The 20,744-nt window shown below is 63.7% G+C and carries 22 protein-coding genes; 11 read left to right on the plus strand and 11 right to left on the minus strand.

Annotated elements, in window-relative coordinates; translation table 11 throughout:
* Positions 1 to 6 precede the first annotated feature (6 nt).
* Genes NKJ00_RS30270 through NKJ00_RS30280 form a run of 3 tightly spaced genes read right to left on the minus strand, consistent with a single transcriptional unit; the run spans position 7 to position 2,703 of the window.
* Complete coding sequence (locus NKJ00_RS30270) at positions 7 to 888, minus strand: MurR/RpiR family transcriptional regulator (RefSeq protein WP_013528979.1); 882 nt, start codon at positions 886 to 888, stop codon at positions 7 to 9.
* A gap of 10 nt (positions 889 to 898) precedes the next feature.
* Complete coding sequence (locus NKJ00_RS30275) at positions 899 to 1,966, minus strand: ABC transporter ATP-binding protein (RefSeq protein WP_352442133.1); 1,068 nt, start codon at positions 1,964 to 1,966, stop codon at positions 899 to 901.
* Positions 1,967 to 1,968: 2 nt separating this feature from the next.
* A complete protein-coding gene (locus NKJ00_RS30280; RefSeq protein WP_352632371.1) occupies positions 1,969 to 2,703 on the minus strand; it encodes an SDR family oxidoreductase in 735 nt (244 codons plus the stop codon).
* 271 nt (positions 2,704 to 2,974) lie between these two features.
* Between NKJ00_RS30280 and NKJ00_RS30285 the strand changes: the two genes are divergently transcribed.
* The 4 genes from NKJ00_RS30285 (at position 2,975) to NKJ00_RS30300 (ending at position 7,553) form a co-directional block, all read left to right on the plus strand.
* Positions 2,975 to 4,207, plus strand: a complete 1,233-nt coding sequence (locus tag NKJ00_RS30285; protein WP_352632351.1) for an ABC transporter substrate-binding protein — start codon at positions 2,975 to 2,977, stop codon at positions 4,205 to 4,207.
* Positions 4,208 to 4,344: 137 nt separating this feature from the next.
* The gene (locus NKJ00_RS30290; protein ID WP_352442136.1) at positions 4,345 to 5,214 is read left to right on the plus strand and encodes a carbohydrate ABC transporter permease; all 870 of its coding nucleotides are present in this window, start codon (positions 4,345 to 4,347) and stop codon (positions 5,212 to 5,214) included.
* Positions 5,211 to 6,035, plus strand: coding sequence for a carbohydrate ABC transporter permease (locus tag NKJ00_RS30295; protein WP_352555515.1), 825 nt, complete (start codon positions 5,211 to 5,213; stop codon positions 6,033 to 6,035). The genes NKJ00_RS30290 and NKJ00_RS30295 overlap by 4 nt, the downstream gene beginning before the upstream one ends.
* 24 nt (positions 6,036 to 6,059) lie before the next feature.
* Positions 6,060 to 7,553 carry a M81 family metallopeptidase gene (locus NKJ00_RS30300; protein WP_352632354.1) on the plus strand — a complete coding sequence of 498 codons (1,494 nt, stop codon included), beginning with the start codon at positions 6,060 to 6,062 and terminating at the stop codon, positions 7,551 to 7,553.
* 146 nt (positions 7,554 to 7,699) lie between these two features.
* Here the strand turns inward: NKJ00_RS30300 and NKJ00_RS30305 are convergent, their stop codons facing one another.
* From NKJ00_RS30305 to NKJ00_RS30330, 6 genes are all read right to left on the minus strand, one after another.
* Positions 7,700 to 9,754 (minus strand): M3 family metallopeptidase, encoded by a 2,055-nt coding sequence (locus NKJ00_RS30305; RefSeq protein WP_352632356.1) that lies wholly within the window; start codon positions 9,752 to 9,754, stop codon positions 7,700 to 7,702.
* 97 nt (positions 9,755 to 9,851) lie between these two features.
* On the minus strand, positions 9,852 to 10,286 hold the full coding sequence (locus tag NKJ00_RS30310) for a nuclear transport factor 2 family protein (protein WP_352632358.1): 435 nt from the start codon (positions 10,284 to 10,286) through the stop codon (positions 9,852 to 9,854).
* A complete protein-coding gene (locus tag NKJ00_RS30315) occupies positions 10,283 to 10,927 on the minus strand; it encodes a carbonic anhydrase (RefSeq protein ID WP_023811712.1) in 645 nt (214 codons plus the stop codon). The genes NKJ00_RS30310 and NKJ00_RS30315 overlap by 4 nt, the downstream gene beginning before the upstream one ends.
* A 148-nt stretch (positions 10,928 to 11,075) precedes the next feature.
* On the minus strand, positions 11,076 to 11,846 hold the full coding sequence (locus tag NKJ00_RS30320; protein ID WP_352632361.1) for a DUF429 domain-containing protein: 771 nt from the start codon (positions 11,844 to 11,846) through the stop codon (positions 11,076 to 11,078).
* Positions 11,843 to 12,727, minus strand: coding sequence for a pyridoxal kinase PdxY (gene pdxY, locus NKJ00_RS30325; RefSeq protein ID WP_352632363.1), 885 nt, complete (start codon positions 12,725 to 12,727; stop codon positions 11,843 to 11,845). The genes NKJ00_RS30320 and pdxY overlap by 4 nt, the downstream gene beginning before the upstream one ends.
* Positions 12,728 to 12,740: 13 nt before the next feature.
* Complete coding sequence (locus NKJ00_RS30330) at positions 12,741 to 12,992, minus strand: hypothetical protein (protein WP_352555505.1); 252 nt, start codon at positions 12,990 to 12,992, stop codon at positions 12,741 to 12,743.
* A 162-nt stretch (positions 12,993 to 13,154) separates the two neighbouring features.
* On the opposite strand from NKJ00_RS30330, the gene NKJ00_RS30335 reads away from it, so the two are divergent.
* The 6 genes from NKJ00_RS30335 to ppa all read left to right on the plus strand — a co-directional run bounded on the left by NKJ00_RS30335 (position 13,155) and on the right by ppa (position 17,613).
* Positions 13,155 to 13,793 carry a LemA family protein gene (locus tag NKJ00_RS30335; protein WP_352632365.1) on the plus strand — a complete coding sequence of 213 codons (639 nt, stop codon included), beginning with the start codon at positions 13,155 to 13,157 and terminating at the stop codon, positions 13,791 to 13,793.
* Positions 13,794 to 13,993: 200 nt separating this feature from the next.
* Positions 13,994 to 14,809, plus strand: coding sequence for a TPM domain-containing protein (locus NKJ00_RS30340; protein WP_352632367.1), 816 nt, complete (start codon positions 13,994 to 13,996; stop codon positions 14,807 to 14,809).
* A 4-nt stretch (positions 14,810 to 14,813) separates the two neighbouring features.
* Entirely contained in the window at positions 14,814 to 15,695 is an 882-nt protein-coding gene (locus NKJ00_RS30345) for a TPM domain-containing protein (protein WP_352632369.1), read from the plus strand.
* Between the two features lie 8 nt (positions 15,696 to 15,703).
* A complete protein-coding gene (locus NKJ00_RS30350; RefSeq protein WP_023811719.1) occupies positions 15,704 to 16,342 on the plus strand; it encodes a TPM domain-containing protein in 639 nt (212 codons plus the stop codon).
* A gap of 117 nt (positions 16,343 to 16,459) precedes the next feature.
* Entirely contained in the window at positions 16,460 to 16,966 is a 507-nt protein-coding gene (locus NKJ00_RS30355) for a GNAT family N-acetyltransferase (RefSeq protein ID WP_056586049.1), read from the plus strand.
* A 113-nt stretch (positions 16,967 to 17,079) separates the two neighbouring features.
* Positions 17,080 to 17,613, plus strand: coding sequence for an inorganic diphosphatase (gene ppa, locus NKJ00_RS30360; protein WP_013528997.1), 534 nt, complete (start codon positions 17,080 to 17,082; stop codon positions 17,611 to 17,613).
* 319 nt (positions 17,614 to 17,932) lie between these two features.
* Here the strand turns inward: ppa and NKJ00_RS30365 are convergent, their stop codons facing one another.
* Both NKJ00_RS30365 and NKJ00_RS30370 read right to left on the minus strand, forming a co-directional pair.
* Complete coding sequence (locus NKJ00_RS30365; protein WP_023811721.1) at positions 17,933 to 18,526, minus strand: hypothetical protein; 594 nt, start codon at positions 18,524 to 18,526, stop codon at positions 17,933 to 17,935.
* Between the two features lie 45 nt (positions 18,527 to 18,571).
* On the minus strand, positions 18,572 to 19,189 hold the full coding sequence (locus NKJ00_RS30370; RefSeq protein ID WP_023811722.1) for a TetR/AcrR family transcriptional regulator: 618 nt from the start codon (positions 19,187 to 19,189) through the stop codon (positions 18,572 to 18,574).
* A gap of 72 nt (positions 19,190 to 19,261) precedes the next feature.
* Between NKJ00_RS30370 and NKJ00_RS30375 the strand changes: the two genes are divergently transcribed.
* Entirely contained in the window at positions 19,262 to 20,545 is a 1,284-nt protein-coding gene (locus tag NKJ00_RS30375) for an MFS transporter (protein ID WP_352613030.1), read from the plus strand.
* The last annotated feature ends 199 nt before the right edge of the window (positions 20,546 to 20,744 follow it).

Consider the following 20,744-nt stretch of genomic DNA (forward strand, 5'->3'; position numbering starts at 1 on the left):
GAGGGTTCAATCGCCCAATGGCAAACGCGGATCGTCGACTTTCAACGTGTTCACGCTCTGCTTGATGCGGCGCAGATTCTCCAGAACCCTTGGTCCGCGCGTCTCGGCGACCGAGGTGACGATCATGTCGACGATCGACAGCAGCGCATAGCGCGACGATGTCGGCTTGTAGATATTGCCGTCCTCGAGCGACTGGAAATGGATGACCGTGTCGGCGACCTTGGCGAGTGCGGAGTCCGGCGGGGTGATGGCGATCGTGGTGGCGCCATATTGCTGGGCGACCTGCACCGCATCGATGACCGATCGCGCATAGCCGGAGACAGAGAAGGCGATCAGCGTGGTGTCAGGGGTGGCGACGGCGGCGTACATGCGTTGCAACTGTCCGTCGATCTGCGCCAGCACCGACACGCCAAGCCTGAACAGCCGGTTCTGCATTTCGGTCGCCATCATGGACGAAATGCCACCGGAGCCGATGCACAGCACATTACCGGAAACAGCGATGCGTGCGGCGACGGCGACCAGCGTCGTCATGTCGAGGTTTTCGCTGGCGCGCTGGATGGCCGATATCGCCGCTTCGGTGATGGCGGAAGCGATGCGCTGTTCGCGGGCATCGCGGCTCAACGGTTCCGGCGACAGATACTGGCCGCCGATGGCGATGGCCTGCGCCAGATAGAACTTGAAGTCGCGCAGGCCCTCGCAGCCGAGATTGCGGCAGAACCGCGTCACCGTTGGCTCACTGACGCCGACGCGGGCGGCAATTTCCGAGATCGCTGCCTTGGAGACGAAATCGAGGTCTGCCAAGACGAAGCCGGCCAGCTTGCGATCCGACTTCGTTCCGTCCTGCGACATCAGCTGCAGGCGCGTGATGATGTCGGCCGGCGTCTTCATGCTGCTATTTTCATAGAGGCAGCCCCGTCGCCTTGTCGAACAGATGGATGTTGCCGGGATCGACCGAGACCGGGAGCAGGTCTCCCGGCCTGACCGGCACCCTGTCACGGAACACGGCACGTACCGTATCAGCACCGATAGCGCCGTAGACATGGGTTTCGGAGCCGGTGGGCTCGACGACATCCACCCTGATCGCCATCGCGTCGACAGCCTCGCCGATGACAAAATGCTCGGGCCGGATGCCAGCCTCCACCGCGCTGTCCGCCGGCACCTGTTTGCCGGCAAGCGCAAGCCGCCCGCCACCGGCCGATTCGAACCAGGTTTTCTGAGCTGCCGCCTTGAGCGAACCGGACACAAAGCTCATCGACGGGGAGCCGAGGAAACTAGCCACGAACTTGTTGGCCGGCCTGTCATAGAGCTCCAGCGGCGCCCCCACCTGCTGGATCCTGCCGCGGTCCATCACGACGATGCGGTCGGCCATCGTCATGGCCTCGATCTGGTCGTGGGTGACGTAGACGATCGTCGATTTCAGCCGCTGGTGCAGCGCCTTGATCTCGACGCGCATCTGCACGCGCAATTGTGCGTCGAGGTTGGACAGCGGCTCGTCGAACAGGAACACAGACGGTTCGCGTACGATGGCGCGGCCCATGGCGACGCGCTGGCGCTGGCCGCCCGACAGCTGGCGGGGATAGCGGTCGAGATAGGAGAAGAGATTAAGGACGCCGGACGCCTTCTTGACCTTCTCGTCGACCACCGTGCGCGTCTCACCGCGTATCTTCGGGCCAAAGCCGATATTGTCAGATGCCTTCAGATGCGGAAACAGTGCATAGGACTGGAACACCATGGCGATGTTGCGCTGCTGCGGCGGCAGCGCGTTGGCGCGCACGCCGCCGATCAACAGGTCGCCGGAGGTGATCGTCTCCAGGCCGGCCAGCATGCGCAGCAAGGTCGACTTGCCGCAGCCGGACGGGCCGACCAGGACGACGAACTCGCCGCTCTTGATATCGAGGCTGATGTTCTCGAGGATCTTGTGCTGCCCGAAGGATTTCGACAGGTCGCGAAATTCGACGTCGGTCATGGTCACGCTCCCAGAATGTCGTCGATGAATGGCAGGCAACCGGCGGTCAGCCCCGCGTCCACGGGCATCACCACGCCTGTTATTCCAGATGCACGATCGGACGCAAGGAAAGCGACGGCTTCCGCGACTTCCGAAGCGTTGACGATGCGGCCGAGCGGATAGAGCCGCTGCAGCTTGCCGAGGATTTCGGGATCCTTGGCAAGGCGGTGGTCCCAGGCGGCGGTGCGGATCGATCCGGGGCAGACGACATTGGCGCGCAGGCCGCTGCGGCCGAGTTCGACGGCGATCGCCTTGGCGTAAGCGTTGATGCCGGCCTTGGCCGCGGCATAGGCGGGATTGCCGAAATGCGCGATGGCATTGACCGACGAGATGAAGACGACACTGCCGGAGCCGCGGCCGGCCATCGCCTTGACCAGCGGGTCGGCGAAGTTCATCACGCCGGTCAGGTTGAGGTCGAGTTCCTGCTCTATTCTGTTGGGATCGAGCGCCGAAATCGTCTCTGCGCGTGTCCAGCCGGCATTGTTGATGAGAATGTCGGGCACGCCATCGCGGTCGAGGATCGCAGCGATCGCCGTGGTTATCGACGCCTTGTCGAGAAGATCGAAGACGTGGCGGGAGGCAAAATGCGGGCTCTTCAACGCCTCGCTCGACTGGTCGCAGCCTATGACCCTGGCGCCCCTTTGCGCCATCAGCGCCACGATCGCCGTGCCGAGGCCGCCGCCAGCACCCGTCACCACGACAGTCTTGCCCTCGAACTCGGTCCTGCCTTCGAACTTGGCCCTGCCTTCGAACTCGGCCCTGCCTTCGAACTCGGATTGCGAAACCACCGTGCGTCATCCTCCGGGAGTTCTGACAGATCGTGCAAGGCCTAGGCCCGTAAATGTAATTAAGCAACAAAATAATCCGCTTGCAAGCCTTCAAATCATCGATAATGTAGGAAAGTCACATAATCTTCTGCTCCGGCAACGAAGAGGCGCGCAGGCGCAAAATCAAAATGGGAGAGATCAAATGAGCCTTGCAAAATGGACTGTCGGCCTGATGGCCGGAATGAGCACGCTGGCAATTGCGGCGCAGGCGGATGCGGGCGAGGTGCGGGTCACCGTGGCCGAGTACAGCGCCAAGACTGCTCCCTATTTCGCCGACGTCAAGAAGGAATTCGAGGCGGCGAACCCCGGCATCACCGTCAAGTTCGAAGTGGTGCCGTGGGATGTGCTGCTGCAGAAGCTGACCACCGACATCACCGCCGGCACCAATGCCGATCTGTCGATCATCGGCACGCGCTGGCTGATCGACTTCGTCCAGCAGGATGTCGCCGAGCCGCTCGACGGCTACATCAAACCCGACTTCAAGGACCGCTTCATCGATACCTTCCTGTCGCCCTCGATCATGGACGGCAAGACCTACGGCCTGCCGATCGCGGCCTCGGCGCGCGCCATGTACTACAACAAGGAGCTGTTCGAGAAAGCCGGCATCGCCAAGCCGCCGGCAACCTGGACCGAGCTGCAGGACGATGCGCGCAAGATCAAGGCGTTGGGGGCCGGCACGTTCGGCTTCGGCCTGCAGGGCAAGGAGATCGAGACCGACGTCTATTACTATTATGCGATGTGGTCGCAGGGTACCGAGATCCTCAACAAGGACGGCACTTCGGGCCTGAGCACGCCAGGTGCGCTTGAAGCCGCCAAGCTCTACAAGTCGATGATCGACGAAGGCCTGACCGAACCCGGCGTCACCTCCAACAACCGCGAGGACGTGCAGAACCTGTTCAAGCAGGGCAAGGTCGGAATGATGATCACCGCACCGTTCCTGTCCAACCAGATCAAGGACGAGGCGCCGAACCTGAAATACGGCGTGGCGGCCATTCCCGCCGGACCGACCGGCGCGCGCGGCACTTATGGCGTGACCGATTCCATCATCATGTTCAAGAACTCCAAGAACAAGGACGAAGCCTGGAAGCTGCTCGATTTCCTGTTCACCACGGAGCAGCGCGCCAAGTTCACGCAAGGCGAGGGCTTCCTGCCGGTGAACAAGGAAGAGGCCAAGATGGACTACTACGTCAACAATGCCGATCTGGCAGCGTTCACCGCACTCCTGCCCGACGCCCGCTTCGCGCCGGTCATTCCGGGCTGGGAAGAAGTCGCCCAGATCACGTCGGACGCCATGCAGAAGATCTATCTCGGCGGCGACCCCGAGGCGGGCTTGAAGGACGCAGCCGCCAAGGCCAACACCGTGCTGAAGAAATAGGGCGTATCTCCCTGCGCCCGTGGCGCGCTCCACTCAGGCGGGGCGCGCCACCCCTTGGTTCCCGGCCCGGTGCGGCGGATCCGAAATTCGCATAAGCAGACCTTCTGATCCAGCGCACCGAGGTTGCAGGCCAGCAGATGCAAAATCGTTTCTTGCCCTATCTCCTGACCTTGCCCAGCCTGTTTCTGGCGGCGGTGGTCATCTTCTGGCCGGTCTGGGACCTGATCCAGATCTCGACGCATGAGGTCAGCCGCTTCGGCCAGCTTCGCGACTTCAACGACTTCGCCAATTTCGCGGCACTCGCTGCCGATCCCGATTTCACGGCCGCGCTCTGGCGCACCGGCCAATGGACGGTGATGGTGGTCGGCGGTGCGCTTCTCTTGTCGATCCCGGTGGCGATGATCCTCAACACCGATTTCTATGGCCGCGGCATCGCCCGCGTCATCATCATGCTGCCCTGGGCGGTGTCGCTGACCATGACCGCGGTGGTCTGGCGCTGGGCGCTGAGCGGCGAAAGCGGCATGCTGAATTCCGCGCTGATCGGCCTCGGGCTCATCGATCACAACATCCAATGGCTGGCGAGCGCCGAGACCGCTTTCCCGATGCAGGTGCTGATCGGCATCCTGGTGACGGTGCCGTTCACGACGACGATCTTTCTCGGCGGGCTGTCGTCGATCCCCGACGATCTCTACGAGGCGGCGGCGCTCGAAGGGGCGACGCCGCTGCAGCAGTTCCGCGAAATCACCTTTCCGCTCCTGAAACCGTTCATCAACATCGCCATCGTGCTCAACACCATCTACGTCTTCAATTCCTTCCCGATCATCTGGGTGATGACGCAGGGCGGGCCTGCCAACTCGACCGACATCCTGGTCACCCATCTCTACAAGCTGGCCTTCCGCATCGGCAAACTGGGTGAGGCATCGGCGGTGTCGCTGGTGATGTTCGCCATTTTGCTGGTCTTCACCATGATCTATGTGCGGCTGGCGATGCGGGAGCAACGCGCATGACGAGCAAGCTCAAGCGTTCCGTCATCGCGTGGCTGCTGCTGGCGCCGCTGATCGTGGTGACGCTCTTTCCCTTCGCCGTGATGTTCCTGACCGCGGTCAAGCCGAGGCAGGAAGTGCTGTCGCCGACCTGGTGGCCGAGCGAATTCCGCTGGTCGAACTTCTCCGACATGTGGGTGGCGACCGGCTTCGGCCAGGCGCTGCTCAATTCGCTCTACGTGTCTGTAATCGCCACCGTCGGCGCCATCCTGATTTCGGTTCCGGCGGCCTATGCAATGTCGCGCTTTCGCTTTGCCGGCTACGGCGCCTTGCGCCAGTTCCTGCTGATCTCGCAGATGATCTCGCCGATTGTGCTGGTGCTCGGCCTGTTCCGGCTGATGGCCGCTTGGGGCCTGGTCGAGAGCACGACGGCGCTGGGCTTCATCTACATGGCCTTCAACGTCGCCTTCACGGTGTGGATGCTGCAGAGCTATTTCGACACCATTCCGCGCGATCTCGAGGAAGCGGCCTGGATGGAAGGCGCCGGCCGCTGGCTGACCTTGCGCAAGGTGTTCCTGCCGCTCTGCCTGCCGGCGATCGCGGTGACCGCGATCTTCACTTTCATCAATGCCTGGAATGAATTCGTCGTGGCGCTCACCATGCTGCGCAGCCAGGAAAGCTATACCTTGCCGATCCAGGTGTTTTCGCTGGTCGCCGGCCGCTACACCATCGAATGGCATCACGTCATGGCCGCCACGCTGCTGGCGACCTTGCCGGTGGCCATCCTGTTCATCTGGCTACAGCGTTATCTCGTTCGCGGGCTGGCGCTCGGAGCGGTCAAGTAGCCGCTATCTTTCTACGGAGTTTTCATGCGCATTTTCACCGCCTCGCTGGCGACGGAAACCAACACCTTCTCGCCGGTGCCGACCGACCGGGCTTCGTTCGAGATGGCCTTCTATGCCGGACCCGGCAAGCATCCGGAAACACCGACGCTGTGCTCCTCGCCGATGGTCGCGTTACGCCGGCGGGCAGTGGCCGAAGGCCTCGATGTCATCGAGGGCACCGCCACCTGGGCGGAGCCCGGCGGTCTGGTGCAACGGCAGACCTATGAGGCGCTGCGCGACGAGATTCTCGGCCAACTCAAGGGAGCGCTGCCAGTCGATGCCGTCATCCTCGGCCTGCATGGCGCCATGGTGGCGCAAGGCTATGACGATTGCGAAGGCGACCTGCTCGAACGGGTTCGCGCAATGGTTGGGCCGGAGGTGGCGATCGCCGTGGAACTCGATCCGCACAGCCATCTGACACCGAAGCGCGTGGCGGCCTCCGACATCCTCGCCTACTTCCTCGAATTTCCGCACACCGATTTCTACGAGCGCGGCGAACATGTCGTCGAGCTTGGCCTCGCCGCGGCGCGCGGCGAGATCAAGCCTGTCATCTCGACCTTCGACTGCCGCATGATCCAGGTGCTGCCGACCAGCCGCGAGCCGATGCGGTCCTTCGTCGACCGCATCAAGGCGCTGCACGGCAAGGACGGCGTGCTGTCGGTCTCGGTCATCCATGGCTTCATGGCGGCCGACGTGCCCGAGATGGGCACGCGCATCCTGGTCGTCACCGACAATGACAAGGCCAAGGGCGACGCGCTGGCGGAACGTCTGGGGCGCGAACTCTATGCGCTGCGCGAGAAGACGGCGATGACGATGCTGAGCGCCGCCGACGGCATCGACCGAGCCTTGGCCGTGCGCGCCAAGAATCCGGGCAAGCCGGTGGTCATCGCCGACATCTGGGACAATCCAGGCGGCGGCGTTCCCGGCGACGGCACCTTCGTGCTGCGCCAGATGCTGGCGCGTGGCCTCGACAAATTCGGCGTGGCGACGATCTGGGATCCGATCGCGGTCACCTTCTGCCTGGCCGCGGGCGAGGGCGCGGTCATCGATCTGCGCTTCGGCGGCAAGGCCGGGCCGCAGGCCGGCGAGCCGATCGATGCGCGCGTGCGCGTGCTGAAGGCGGTTCCGGAGGGTTGGCAGAGTTTCGGGCCAAGCCGGGTGACGCTCGGGCCGACGGCGCTGGTCCGCCTCGAAGGCACCGAGGTAGACATCATCCTCAACACCAATCGCACGCAGACCTTCGAGCCGGATATCTTTTCCAACATCGGCGTCGATCCGCTGGCCAAGGACGTGCTGCTGATCAAGTCGACCAACCATTTCTACGCCGGCTTCGAGCCGATCGCCGCCGAGATCATCTATGTCTCGGCGCCAAGTTCATATCCCAGCAATCCGGCGGTGACCGATTACAAGAAGCTGACGCGGCCGGTGTGGCCAAGGGTGGCTGACCCTTGGAAGGATGCTGGTAATCTCCCCCCTTGAGGGGGAGATGTCGCCGAAGGCGACAGAGGGGTCGTCTCTCGTGAAGCGCCAACCTTCTTCTGCCGCGGGAGGTCGAGCCCGGTCGGACCGACCCCCTCTGGCCGCTTCGCGGCCATCTCCCCCTCGAGGGGGGAGATTATTCGGTGCTATACCAGCCCGCGCTTGACCATCATCGCTTCCGGCGACGGCATCTTGCCGCGAAACGCCGTGTAAAGCTCCTCCGGATCCTTCGAACCACCGGCGGCGTAGATGTTCTTGCGCAGCCGTTCGGCGAGCGCCGGGTTGAAGGGGTCGCCGGTCTCCTCGAAGGCGGCGAAAGCGTCGGCATCGAGCACTTCCGACCACATGTAGGAATAATAGCCGGCCGAATAGCCTTCGCCGGAGAAGACGTGGCCGAAATGCGGGGTGCGATGGCGCATCGCGATGGTATCCGGCATGTCAAGCTTCTCAAGCGTTTCGGTTTCGAAACGAAGCGGCTCCTGCGGTGCATCAGGCCGCGCATGATAGGCCATGTCCATCAAGGCAGAGGCCGTGAATTCCACAGTTGCAAAGCCGGCGCCAAACGTGCGTGCGGCCAGCATCTTGTCGAGCAGCGCCTTGGGCATCGGCTTGCCGGTCTTCACATGCAAAGCGTGTTTTTCCAGCACTGCCGGCACGGTCAGCCAGTGCTCATAGAGCTGCGAGGGCAGTTCGACGAAATCGCGGCTGACCGAGGTGCCCGAAACCGAGGGCCAGGTGACGTCGGTCAGCATGCCGTGCAGTGCATGGCCGAATTCGTGGAACAGCGTTTTCGCCTCGTCCACCGACAGCAGCGCCGGCTCGCCGGCTGGCGGCTTGGCGAAGTTCATGATGTTGTAGATGACCGGGCTCGCACCGCGACCGAGCCTGTAGCCGGATTGCAGCGCGCTCATCCAGGCGCCTGAGCGCTTTGACGGCCGGGCGAAATAATCGGCGAGGAACAGACCGCGTTCGCTGCCGTCGGCATTTTTCACCACGAAGACGCGGGCGTCGGGGTGCCAGGCCGCGATCCCCTTCTTCTCCTCGAAGGTGACGCCGAACAGCCGTGTCGCCACGTCGAAGCAAGCGTCGATGATGCGGTCGAGCTGCAGATAGGGTTTCAGTTCCGCCTCGTCGAAGGCGAATTTTTCCGCGCGCAGTTTTTCCTGGTAGAAGCGCCAGTCCCAGGCAGCGAATTTTTCGTTGCTGCCGGCCTCCGTCGCCAACCGTTGCAATTCGATCTGGTCGCTTGCTGCCTTCTCAAGCGCTTTTTCCCACACCGGATCGAGCAGCGCGTGTACGGCCTTCGGCGTCTTGGCCATGGTGTCATCGAGCTTCAGCGCGGCGAAGGAGGCGTAGCCGAGCAGCTTTGCCTTCTCGGCGCGCAGGCGCAGCATGTCGCGCACCACGTTCGTGTTGTCGGTGGCGCCGCCATTCTGCCCGCGCATGGTGAAGGCGCGGAAGGCGATCTCGCGCAGATCGCGGCGTTCGGAGAAGGTCGAGAACGGCTCATAGATCGAGCGCGACAGAGTGACGGCATAGCGGCCCTTCTGGCCACGCATTTCGGCGGCCTCGGCCATGGAGCTTTTCACGAAGTCCGGCAGGCCGGCAAGGTCGGCGTCATCGAGGAACAGCGCCCAGTCGCGCTCGTCGGCCAGCACATTCTGGCCGAAAGCCGTGCCGAGCGAGGACAATTCCTCGCTGATGCGTGCCAGCCGTTTCTTGCCGTCGGCGTCGAGCTTGGCGCCGGAACGGACGAAGCCCTTCCAGGTCTTTTCCAGCACCCGCAGGGTCTCTGCGTCGAGCTTCAGGCTCTCGCGGCGCTGGTAGAGATCGTCGATGCGGGCAAACAGCCGCTCATTCATCGAAATCGCCGAGAAATGCCTGGACATTTTCGGCGAGATGTCGCGCTCCAGCGCCTGGATCGTCTCGTTGGTGTAGGCGCCGGCGCGGCACCAGAAGGTCGACGAGACGCGGTCGAGCGCTTCGCCGCCGAGTTCCAGCGCGGCAAGCGTGTTCTCGATGGTCGGCGCATCCTTGCAGCCGGCGATCGCCTCGATCTCGGCCTCGTGCGCCTTCAGCGCCGCGTCGAAGACCGGGGAGAAGTCGCCGTCGCCAATGCGCGTGAAATCGGGCAGGCCGAGCGGCCCCTGCCACGCGGTTAGCGGATGGGCGGCGAGGTCGACGGCTTTCGTGGAACGCATGGACAGTCTTTCGCTGGTGAGGGCAGGCAGGTGGGTGGTACCCGATGTAGGGCGCGGCTGGCGGACCCGCAATATGCGGATTTGGCCGATATCGGCCTCAGAAGCCGTCGCAGTTCCCGGCGATCGTGGCTTGCGAACTGGCGGTGATGCGGTTGTCGCTTACCGCGAAGGTTTCGTGCATCAGCATGTCGTTGTTGGGGAAATCGTAGCAGGCGACCACCGTGGTGACGCCGCCTTCGCTTTTCTCGACCCTGTGCCGGATTGCCGCACCGGCAACCGCACCTTTCCACTCGTCTATCGAAGCGATGAATTCCTGCTTGCTTTGCACGATGCCGAGGTCGTCCAGCTTGATGTGGACATCGTCGGCGAGCAGGTCGGACAGCTCGGTGCGGTCGGCGACCAGCAGCGCCGAATACCAGCGGCTGATGAGGGCACGATCATCGGCGCGGGCGGCAATAATCGCTATCAGCAGCGCGGCCGCCGTCAAAGCGGCCGACCTGATGTTCACCACCTTGCGCGCCGTTGTCTTCATCCCAGCTCCGGCCGTTCGAAATCGCCGGTCTCCTTGTTCATCGTCCAGAGTTCGCCGGTCGAGATATCGAACCAGGCCCCATGCAGCGACAGTCGCCCCTTGCCCTCGAGAATCGAGACGCAGGGAAAGGTCCGGAGATTGGCGATGGAATAGCGGATCGAGATGCGCTCCAGCGCGGTCTGGCGCTCCGACGCGGTCATGAAGGTGCTGGAGGAGACGGTTTCGGCCGCCGGCGCGATCAGGCTCATCCACTTGCCGATGAAGTCGCCCGGCGAAAGCGGCGCTGAATTGGTGTCGAGCGCTGCACGGATGCCGCCGCAGCGGCCATGGCCCATGACGACGATGTTCTTGACCTTGAGGCTCTGCACGGCGAATTCAAGCGCCGCCGAGGTCGAATGGAACTCGCCGTCGGGAGCATAGGGCGGCACCAGATTGCCGACATTGCGCAGCACGAAGAGTTCGCCGGGCCCGGCGTCGAAGATCGCCTCGGGCGCCGAACGCGAATCGCAGCAGGCGACGATCATCGTCTCCGGCGCCTGGCCTTCGCGAGCGAGGTCTCGATAGCGTCCGCTCTCTGTGAGATAGCGGCCATTCATGAAATTGCGGTAGCCGGCGAGAAGATGTTCAGGGAGATGGGACATGGGCGGCGTCTGGAGCCTTTCCGGGTTGGATGCGGCAGCTCGTTGCGGTCTAGAGAGGCTCTAGCGGCAAAAGCCAGTCGCGAGCAATGCAGAATTATGAGGGCTGGCTAGAAATGCCATGCATCGAGCGCAACCTTGGCCAACAGCGTTACGCCCAGATGGCGACAGGAATGCCAAAGCTGTCTCGGCCCGGCGGGTCGGGCAGCGGCCGTGCCTCACCGCTGGCGATTCGACCGGCGATCAGCATCATTGCGGCCGCGTCGAGGAAATCATCGGCGGCTGCGCCGCGCGGTGGCGGCTGGTCGAGAAAGCCCGTCTCATAGCCATGCCGGCAAAGCAGAGCCTTGCGTTCCGCCATGCCGGCCGGATTGATGCTGCCCTTGATCTTCTTCGGCAGTTGCATGGCCTGATCGCCGTTCAAGCGGCAGAAAGCGACTTCCGGATGCGATTCGTAGACGCGGCCGCGCAAATCGGGTCGCGCGATCAGCAGGGCGTCGATCTCGCGAATCTTGGCAAAAATGCCGAAGGCCTGGATCGAGACGCCACGCGGCGGGTCGGATGTGGTCACGGCCACCTCGCTTGCCCTGATGTGCGCGGCATACCAGGCTTCGATGGTGGTGAAGCCATTGGTGTCGGCATAGAGCGCGGCGCGGGAGGGGATCGAGAAGACGCTGGATTGGCGTGCCCCGAGCAGCCGCCGCACCAGCGCTTCGGGGCCGCGACCGCCCTTGCCCGAAAACTCGGGCAGGCCGATCGGCATGTCGACAGCGATGACAGCATTTTCGGGAAGGGAGGCGAGCAAGGCGGTGAAGGTTGCAAAGACACCGACCGACGGTGCCATGCCAGAAGCGCGCCGGACGGCGATCCAGCCGGCCTTGCAGCCGTCGACGCCGACAAGCACGGCCTCAGTCGACGTCACGCCCGGCGGCCCCGCCCCGGATGCGTGAGGTGGCGAAGCTGGACCATCGCCATCGGATGCGACAGGCTCTGCGCATCGGTTTCGAGCTGCAGTTCGTCGCCGCCGCGCTTGGCGGTGCGCGCCAGGATCTCGTAGACCGCCGCCGTCGTCGATTGCAGCGCCTTGATCGGCGGCTGGCCGGACAGGATACGTGCCAGATAGACGGCCGCCGTCAGATCGCCCAGGCCATTCGGCGGCTTGTCGATCAGGCGATGTTCGGCGAGCAGCGCCTGGCTGCTATCGAGCAGGAGATTGCCGGTGCCGCCCATCATCATCGACGGCGCCGAGGTGACCAGCATGGTCGATGGTCCGGCGTGGAGCGCTGCCGCGATCGCCGATTTCAGGTCGGGCAACGCGGCGCCGGCCATCCATTCCAGTTCGTAGCGGTTGGGGGTGGCTATGTCGGCGATCGGCATCAGCCGGTCGCGCATGGCTATGGCGGTGGGCTCGGGCACGTAGAGGCCGCCCGAATCACCCATCACCGGATCGCAGATATAGACGGCGCCGGGTGTCCTTGCCTTGACCGCGGCGACCAGCGAGGCGACGGCCTCGGCCTGGCCGGCCTCGCCGAGATAGCCGGACAACACGGCGCCGACTTCACCCAGCCATGGCGCCCGCTCGAGATCGGCCATCAGCGTCTTGAACTGGTCGAGCGGCGGTACGATCCGCGTTGCCCGTCCATGGCCGGGATGCCAGGGCAGGATGACGGTCGGCACCGCCCAGACCGGGAAACCCAGGGTCTCCAGCGCAAAGACGGCGGCCCGGTTGCCGACCGAGCCGCGCGCGACATGGCTGGAAATGACGATGACCGCACGCGGCGCGTCGGTTTGTTCGGCGCTCATTGTCGTTTGATTCCTAACTGCCCCGGATGACGTAAAGCACGAGCCAGACCATCAGGCCCAGCGCCAGCAGCAGGCCGAGCGTGCGGCCAAAGCGGGTGCCCCAGACTTCGATCGGATCGGCGCGATCAGCATCGGCCGCGGTGACGTGATCGTGCATGCCTTTCGCGGCCCGCCCCGCAAACGAGTCGCCCGCCGGATTCGTCTCGTGCGCGATGCGCTCGAGGATACGGCGCGATTCCTTCTCGCTGTCCTGGCGCTCCGCCATGATGATGTCCCGTTTTGCAGGACCTTATCGCGTTCGTACGGCCAATCACAGAGCCTTGCAGCGGCATTGGGCATGCCAGGCGAGGGCTGCCGGCCCGGGCGGTTTTCTTGCGCGCTGATTGTGGTAATGCTTCGCGTGCAACTTCTACCGAGGGACCCCATCATGTTTGCCCAGCGCCTTGCCTCGCCGTCCACGTTCCGCACGCTGCCCGCCTTCCTGATGATGGCGATCCTGCTGCCGCTGCTTGCCGGCTGCGGCTACAACACCATCCCCACAGCGGAAGAAAACGCCAGGGCGGCGTGGAGCGAGGTGCTGAACCAGTATCAGCGCCGCGCCGACCTCATCCCCAACCTGGTCGAGACGGTGAAGGGTTATGCCTCGCACGAAAAGGATACGCTCGACGCGGTGGTCGAGGCGCGCGCCAAGGCAACGCAGATCACGGTAACACCGGAAACGCTGAAGGATCCCGAAGCCCTCAAGAAGTTTCAGGATGCCCAGGCGGGGCTGACCAGCGCGCTGTCGCGGCTGATCGCGGTCTCGGAGGCCTATCCCGACCTCAAGGCCAATCAGAATTTCCTGGCGCTGCAAGCCCAGCTCGAAGGCACCGAGAACCGCATCGCGGTGTCGCGGCGCGACTACATCCAGGCGGTCAGGGACTACAATCTGACGCTGAGGACCTTCCCCTCGGTGCTGTGGGCGACCTTCTGGTTCCGCGGCAATGAGCCCTTTGCCAATTTCACCGTCGCCGAAGACAAGATGCAGCCGCCGAAGGTCGATTTCGGCACGAAGCAGGGCGGGTGAAGGACGCATGGTGAGCTTGGTCATTGTCGACCTTGTGTTCCTTCACACCCCCCTCTGTCCTGCCGGACATCTCCCCCGCAAGGGGGGAGATCGGCTGCTTTGGCGGATTGGCCAATTTTCAACATCACAGGAAAAGAGCCGTCAGTGATGACAGCCAATCTCCCCCCTTGCGGGGGAGATGTCCGGCAGGACAGAGGGGGGTGCCAAGAAACGCCAGCCTGACATTCTTGGCTGTCATTCTCAGCTTCCTCTTCCTGCCACTCGCCATCGCCGCCGATCTCCCCGCCCTGACCGGCCGTGTCGTCGACAATGCCGGCATCATCGATGCCGCGACCAAGGCGGCGCTGACGCGGAAGCTTGCCGACTTCGAGACAAAAGGTTCCGACCAGATCGTCGTCGCGACGATTCCCAGCCTCGATGGCGAGGAGATCGAGCCCTACGCCAACCGGCTGTTCCGCTTCTGGAAGCTCGGCCAGGCGAAGGAAAACAACGGCGTGCTGCTGCTGGTGGCCCCGAACGACCGCAAGATGCGCATCGAGGTCGGTTATGGGCTGGAAGGTACGCTGACCGACCTGCACACCAAGCTCATCATCGAAAACGACATGGTGCCGGCCTTCCGCGCCGGCGACTTCTCCGGCGGTATCAGCAAGGCCGTAGACGACATGATCATGGTGCTGGAAGGAAATCCGGAGGAGCTGGAGGCGCGCGGCGAGCGCAACCAGCAGGCGCCCTTCGAGTCCGGCGACCTGTTCTTCACCGTGTTCATCGGCATCTGGATAACCATTATGGTCGGCAGTCTTGCTGTCTCCATCTTGCCGCCGATCTTCGGCCAGAAGCTCGGTCCCGGCCGCTACCGCTGGCTCGGCATGACCTTCGAGCCAAGCCGGCGATCTTCCAGTGGCGGCTGGTCGTCGGGGACTTCCGGCGGCGGCTGGTCTTCGGGATCAAGCAGCGGTGGAGGCTTTTCCGGCGGCGGCGGTTCGTCCGGCGGCGGCGGCTCGTCGGGAAGCTGGTGATGGCATGACGATACCTAGCATCAGCCTGTCGAAACGCGACCGCCTCGCCTCGGCTGTCCTGATTGCCGCGGTCGTGCTGTTCTCCTGCGTCATGTCCTACGCGGCCGACCTGCCGGCGCTGACCGGCCGTGTCGTCGACAATGCCGGCATCATCGACGCGGCGACGAAGGCGAAGCTGACGCGGAAGCTTGCCGACTTCGAGACAAAAGGTTCCGACCAGATCGTCGTCGCGACGATCCCCAGCCTCGATGGCGAGGAGATCGAGCCCTACGCCAACCGCCTGTTCCGCTTCTGGAAACTTGGCCAGGCGGGCGAGAACAATGGCGTGCTCCTGCTGGTTGCCCCGAACGATCGCAAGATGCGCATCGAGGTCGGTTATGGGCTGGAAGGTACGCTGACCGACCTGCACACCAAGTTGATCATCGAAAACGACATGGTGCCGGCCTTCCGCGCTGGGGACTTCTCCGGCGGTATCAGCAAAGCCGTCGATGACATGGTCATGGTCCTGGAGGGCAATCCCGAAGAACTGGAAGCGCGAGGCAAGCGCAATCCCGCCGATGACGGCACGTCCATCGATCCGATCGTTGCCGTGTTCCTGATCCTGTGGGCGACGATGTTTTTCGGCGGGCTGGCGATGGCGTTCCTGCCGCCGATGTTCGGCACGAAGCTGTCGCCGGGCGTGTACAGATGGCTGGGCATGACGTTTCGTTACGGCCGTGGGCCGAGCGGGTACTCGGGCAGCAGTGGCTGGACAACGGGTTCGTCTTCGGGCGGCTGGTCGTCGGGGAGCTCCGGTGGTGGTTGGTCTTCTGGGTCAAGCGGCGGTGGCGGGTTTTCCGGTGGCGGCGGCTCATCGGGTGGTGGCGGTTCTTCAGGAAGCTGGTGAGACATATCATGGCAACACGACCAATCAGCCCGCAGGATCATGAGCGCATCGCAACCGCGATCCGCGGCGCCGAGGAGGAAACCGACGGCGAGATCTACTGCGTCGTGGCCCATGCCAGCGACGGCTATTTCTTCCCGGCCGCCTTCATGGCGACCGTGTGCATGCTGATCGTCAGCCTGGCGGTCGGCTACGGTCTGGAGGCCTGGTGGCTGTCGATCCGGCTGCCGCATTTCGTACTCGCCCAGCTCCTGGCGCTTGCCTGCGTGCTGGCCTTGTTGTGGGCGCTGCCCGGCCTGCGCATCCATCTGGTGCCGAGGCGGCTGCGCTACCAGGCGGCGCACGCCAACGCGGTCAAGCAGTTCCTTGCCCGCAACGTCCACCGCACCACGGCGCGCACCGGCGTGCTGGTCTTCGTCTCGATCGCTGAACGCTATGCCGAAGTGGTTGCCGATTCGGGCATCGACGCCAAGGTCGGCCAGCATGTCTGGGACGGTGTCGTGCGCGACCTTACCGCGCATGCCGGCGACGACCGGCTTGCCGACGGCTTCGTCAAGGCGATCGAGCAGGTGGGTGCGGTGCTGGCCGAGCATTTCCCGGTCACAGTGGGCGACAGCAACGAACTCGACGACCATTTGGTCGAAATCTGAGTCCTTCCAGTGAAGCTTCGAGGGCCCTGTCTTAGGTGGTGACCGCCTGTGAGAAAGCAGCCGGCGGGCCGCCGGGACTCTTGCAATCGGGCGATGCGGGTTTATGGTTAACAAATCATGAATACGCTGACGATCGACATCCGGAAAGCCGACCCGCGCGATGCCAGTGCCATCGCCGAGGTGCATCTGGAGGCCTGGCGCGGCGCCTATTCCGGCATCATTCCGCACCGCACCCTGACATCGATGATCAACCGTCGAGGCGCCGACTGGTGGGCGAATGCGATTCGCCGCGCCGCCACCGTCCTGGTCGTCGAGATCGGCGGCAAGATCGCCGGCTATGCGACGATCGGCAAGAACCGCGCCCGCGAATTGCGCCAGCAAGGCGAAATCTACGAATTGTACCTGCGCCCGGAATATCAGGGCATCGGGCTCGGCAGCCGCCTGTTCGCGGCAGCCAGGGCGCGTCTGGCCGATCACGGGTTGAAAGGCATGGTGGTGTGGGCGCTGGAGGACAACCAGAACGCGCTTGCCTTCTATGCCGGCGCCGGCGGCCGCGACGTTGCGGAAGGCGTCGAGATATTCGAGCAGAAGGCGCTCAAGAAGGTCGCTTTCGTCTGGGAATGACAGCCCGGCTTTTCGGCCGCCCGCCTCTTCCGATCGCACCCAGCACCATTCGCCGCATTGCACCATGGCGCGCCGCCCGCTATCGATCGTCCATCGAGAGAGGGATTTAAGCCATGCGCATCGAAGCCATAGCCAGCGGAAAGAACCCGCCTGAGGACGTCAACGTCATCATCGAGGTGCCGATCGGCGGCGAGCCGATCAAGTATGAGATGGACAAGGAAGCCGGCACGCTGTTCGTCGACCGCTTCCTGCACACCTCGATGCGCTACCCCGGCAATTACGGCTTCGTGCCGCACACGCTGTCGGGCGACGGCGATCCGATCGACGTGCTGGTCTGCAACACGCGCGCCCTGGTGCCGGGCTGCGTCATCAACGTCAGGCCTATCGGCGTGCTGATCATGGAAGACAATGCCGGCCAGGATGAGAAGATCATCGCCGTGCCGTCGCCGAAACTGACGCTGCGCTACGAGAACGTTACCGAATACACCCAGCTGCCCGACATCACGCGCCAGCAGGTGCAGCACTTCTTCGAGCACTACAAGGATCTCGAGCCCGGCAAATGGGTCAAGATCGAAGGCTGGCACGATTCCAAATATGCCAAGAAGATGATCGTCGACGCGATCGAGCGGGCCAAGGCGAGCAAGTAGCTGGGCTTAGGCTCTGCGGAGCATCAACCTCGCAGGGCCTAGGCCTCGCGAGGCCCCGCGACTTCGTCATACCAGGGCGGAGCAGCCGCGAAGCGGCGTCGCGGAGACCCTGGTATCCATGCCGTGACGCTCGGTGACGTGAGCGGCGGGACAAAATTCTGCGCCGCTGCGGCGGTGTTGATGTCGCGGCATGGACCCTCGGGTCTGCGCTGCGTCGCTACGCTCCTTGCTGCGCCGTGGATGACGAAGTCAAAGGCGTTCGGTCAATCCCAACGTGTGCGACCTGCATGTGGCAGAAGTTCCGTGCTAAGCAACTGATCTAGTTATCCACCCGGCCGAAAGCCGGCACGTTGCCGATGACAGTGCGCCTGTCCTTGCCACAGGCGAAGGTCCGTGCCTTGCCGTCGGCAAGCTTGCGCGCCTGATCGTTGGCGGTGGGATTGCCCGTGGCCAGCACCAGGCCGACGGTGCAGCCGTCGCGGGCGTCCATCTGGCCGACCTTGGCGACGAGCAGCACCTCGGTCGGCTTTTTCTCGTCCTCGGGATTGCTGATCGAGCGGCGATGGATGGCGGCATAGGGCACTGCCGTGTCGCCCTTGGTTTCGATGCGCCATTCGATCTTGGCTCCGGACGAATTGAAGCCGGAAAAGCTTTCCCAGACCGTCGTCATGTCGCCGCCGGGCGGAAAGCCGTAGAACAGCGATTCACGCGCGTCGTCATAGGCGATCAGTACGGGATAGCCGCGATAGCCCGAACAGGCAAGTTCGGCCCAGTCGCCGTCGCCTTCTTCTGCCTGCGCGTAGGTCACGCAGTCCGTTTTCGAATCCAGATCGGTGTAGGCGCTGGAAATGCCGTCGGCTTGCGCCGCCTGACCGAGACCGACCAGAACAAGCGGGATCAGAATGGCACGCATGGCGGTCAATCTCCGTTGCAAGCCGCTGCAGCGTAGCGTCAAACGCTATTTCTTCAAGCTCGCTTCAATCAGCAGGTCGGCATTGCGGGCAACCGCCTGGGCCGGGCCGCCGAGCCCGAACAGCTGGCCGCTGATATAGGCGCCCTCGATCAGCAGCAGCAGGCCGTCGCCGAGCGTGTCAGGGTCTTGCGCGCCCATCGCGGCCGCCATGGCGCGCAGCCGGCGGCGCAGTTCCTGCTTGTTGGCCTCGCTGACCACGCGGGCCGGATGGCTGTGGTCGGGATATTCGACCGCCGCATTGGTCATGCCGCAGCCGCGATAATCCGCCACTTGCGTGCGCTTGCCGATGCGGGTCAGAAAAGCCTTGATCTGTGCGCGCGGCTCGCCGGGATGAGCGGCGACCGCCTCGTCGAAACGCTCCCAATATTCAAGATCGTACTGCCTGAGATAGGAGGCGGCCAGTTCATCCTTGGACGGAAAGCTGCGATAGAGGCTGGGCTTGGTGACGCCGGCACGTTTGACGATCTCGTCGACGCCTATCGCCCTGATGCCGCGCCGGTAGAACAGGTCATAGGCCACATCGAGGATCTTCTTGGCTGCTTTCGGCGGCGCCGACGCATGACCGTCGCTGATGGTCAGATCAATATTTTTGTCCGTTGGCATCGTGTGGCTCGATTGACAATGTTACCGATCGGTACGTATACATACTCCACCTGCAACGTACCGGTCAGTAACATGATAGCTCAATCCCGCCCATTTGGCCAGCGCTACGCTTTCGTCGTGGTCGGCGTCATCTTCCTTAGCCTGCTGGTCGCGGCCGGTCTGCGGTCCGCTCCCTCTGTCATGATGCTGCCGCTGGAGACCAGTTTCGGCTGGCGGCGCGACATCATCTCGCTGGCCGCAGGTGTCGGCATCCTGCTTTACGGCCTGACGGGGCCATTTGCCGCGGCCCTGATGGAGCGCATCGGGCTGCGCCGCACATTGCTGGCCTCGCTGGTGGTGATGTCGGGCTCCACGGCGCTCAGCTTGCTGATGACCAAGCCGTGGCATTTGTTCATCACTTGGGGCGTGTTCTCGGGCATTGGTTCCGGCGCTGTCGCCAGCGTGCTCGGCGCGACCATCGTCAACCGCTGGTTCAAGACCAATCGCGGCCTTGTCATGGGATTGATGTCGGCTTCCAGCGCCTCGGGCATGCTGGTGTTCCTGCCGCTGATCGCCGCTCTGGCGCAGTCGGGCGGCTGGCAGCCGGTTGTCATCGCGGTCGCGATCGCGACCGCTGCCCTGATACCGCTGGTCTGGCTGCTGGTGCCGGAGCGGCCGGCATCGATCGGCATGGTGCGCTACGGCGCCGAGGCTGACGACGTGCCGCCCACTCCGCCTGCGTCACAGGGCAATTTTCTTGCGCATACGTTCTCGACGCTGCGCCGTGCCGCCGGCACGCGGGTGTTCTGGTATCTGTTCGCCACCTTCTTCGTCTGCGGCTTCACCACCAACGGGCTGGTCGGCACGCATCTTATCGCGTTCTGCGGCGACATGGGCATCGGCGAAGTGCAGGCCGCCGGTCTGCTGTCGATGATGGGCATTTTCGACCTGATCGGCACGACGTTGTCGGGCTGGCTCACCGACCGCTTCGATCCGCGTAAGCTGCTCGGCGTCTATTATGGCATTCGTGGCCTGTCGCTGATCTATCTGCCCTATTCCGGCTTCTCGGCGACCAGCTTGATCATCTTCGCTGTGCTCTATGGTCTCGACTGGATCGCCACCGTGCCGCCGACGCTGCGGCTCGCCAACGAGGCGTTCGGCGACCGCAGCGGGCCGATCGTGTTCGGCTGGATCGTCGCCGGACACCAGATCGGTGCGGCGACAGCCGCCGCCTTCGGCGGCACCATGCGCGAGTTGCAGGGCAATTACGAACTGGCGTTCCTGATCGCCGGCATGACTGCGATTGCCGCCGCCTGTATCTCGCTGCTGATCAACACCAGCAAGCCGGCCTTCGAGCCGGAGCCGCAGGCGGCGTAGGGCTGTCGATCTCCCCCCTTGCGGGCAGGGCTATCGCATATGGATTTTTGCGAAGAAGAACCCCACCCTAACCCTCCCCACAAGGGGGAGGGAACGCTGCCGCGTGCCTTTAATTCTTGGTTGTGTGCGTCAAGTTCTGCAAAATGGGCGATCATGAAGCTGGTCATGCGGCTTGGCGTAGAGCGAGCTTCTTGTGCTC

The sequence above is a fragment of the Mesorhizobium sp. M0227 genome, assembly GCF_040321855.1.
Lineage (GTDB): Bacteria > Pseudomonadota > Alphaproteobacteria > Rhizobiales > Rhizobiaceae > Mesorhizobium.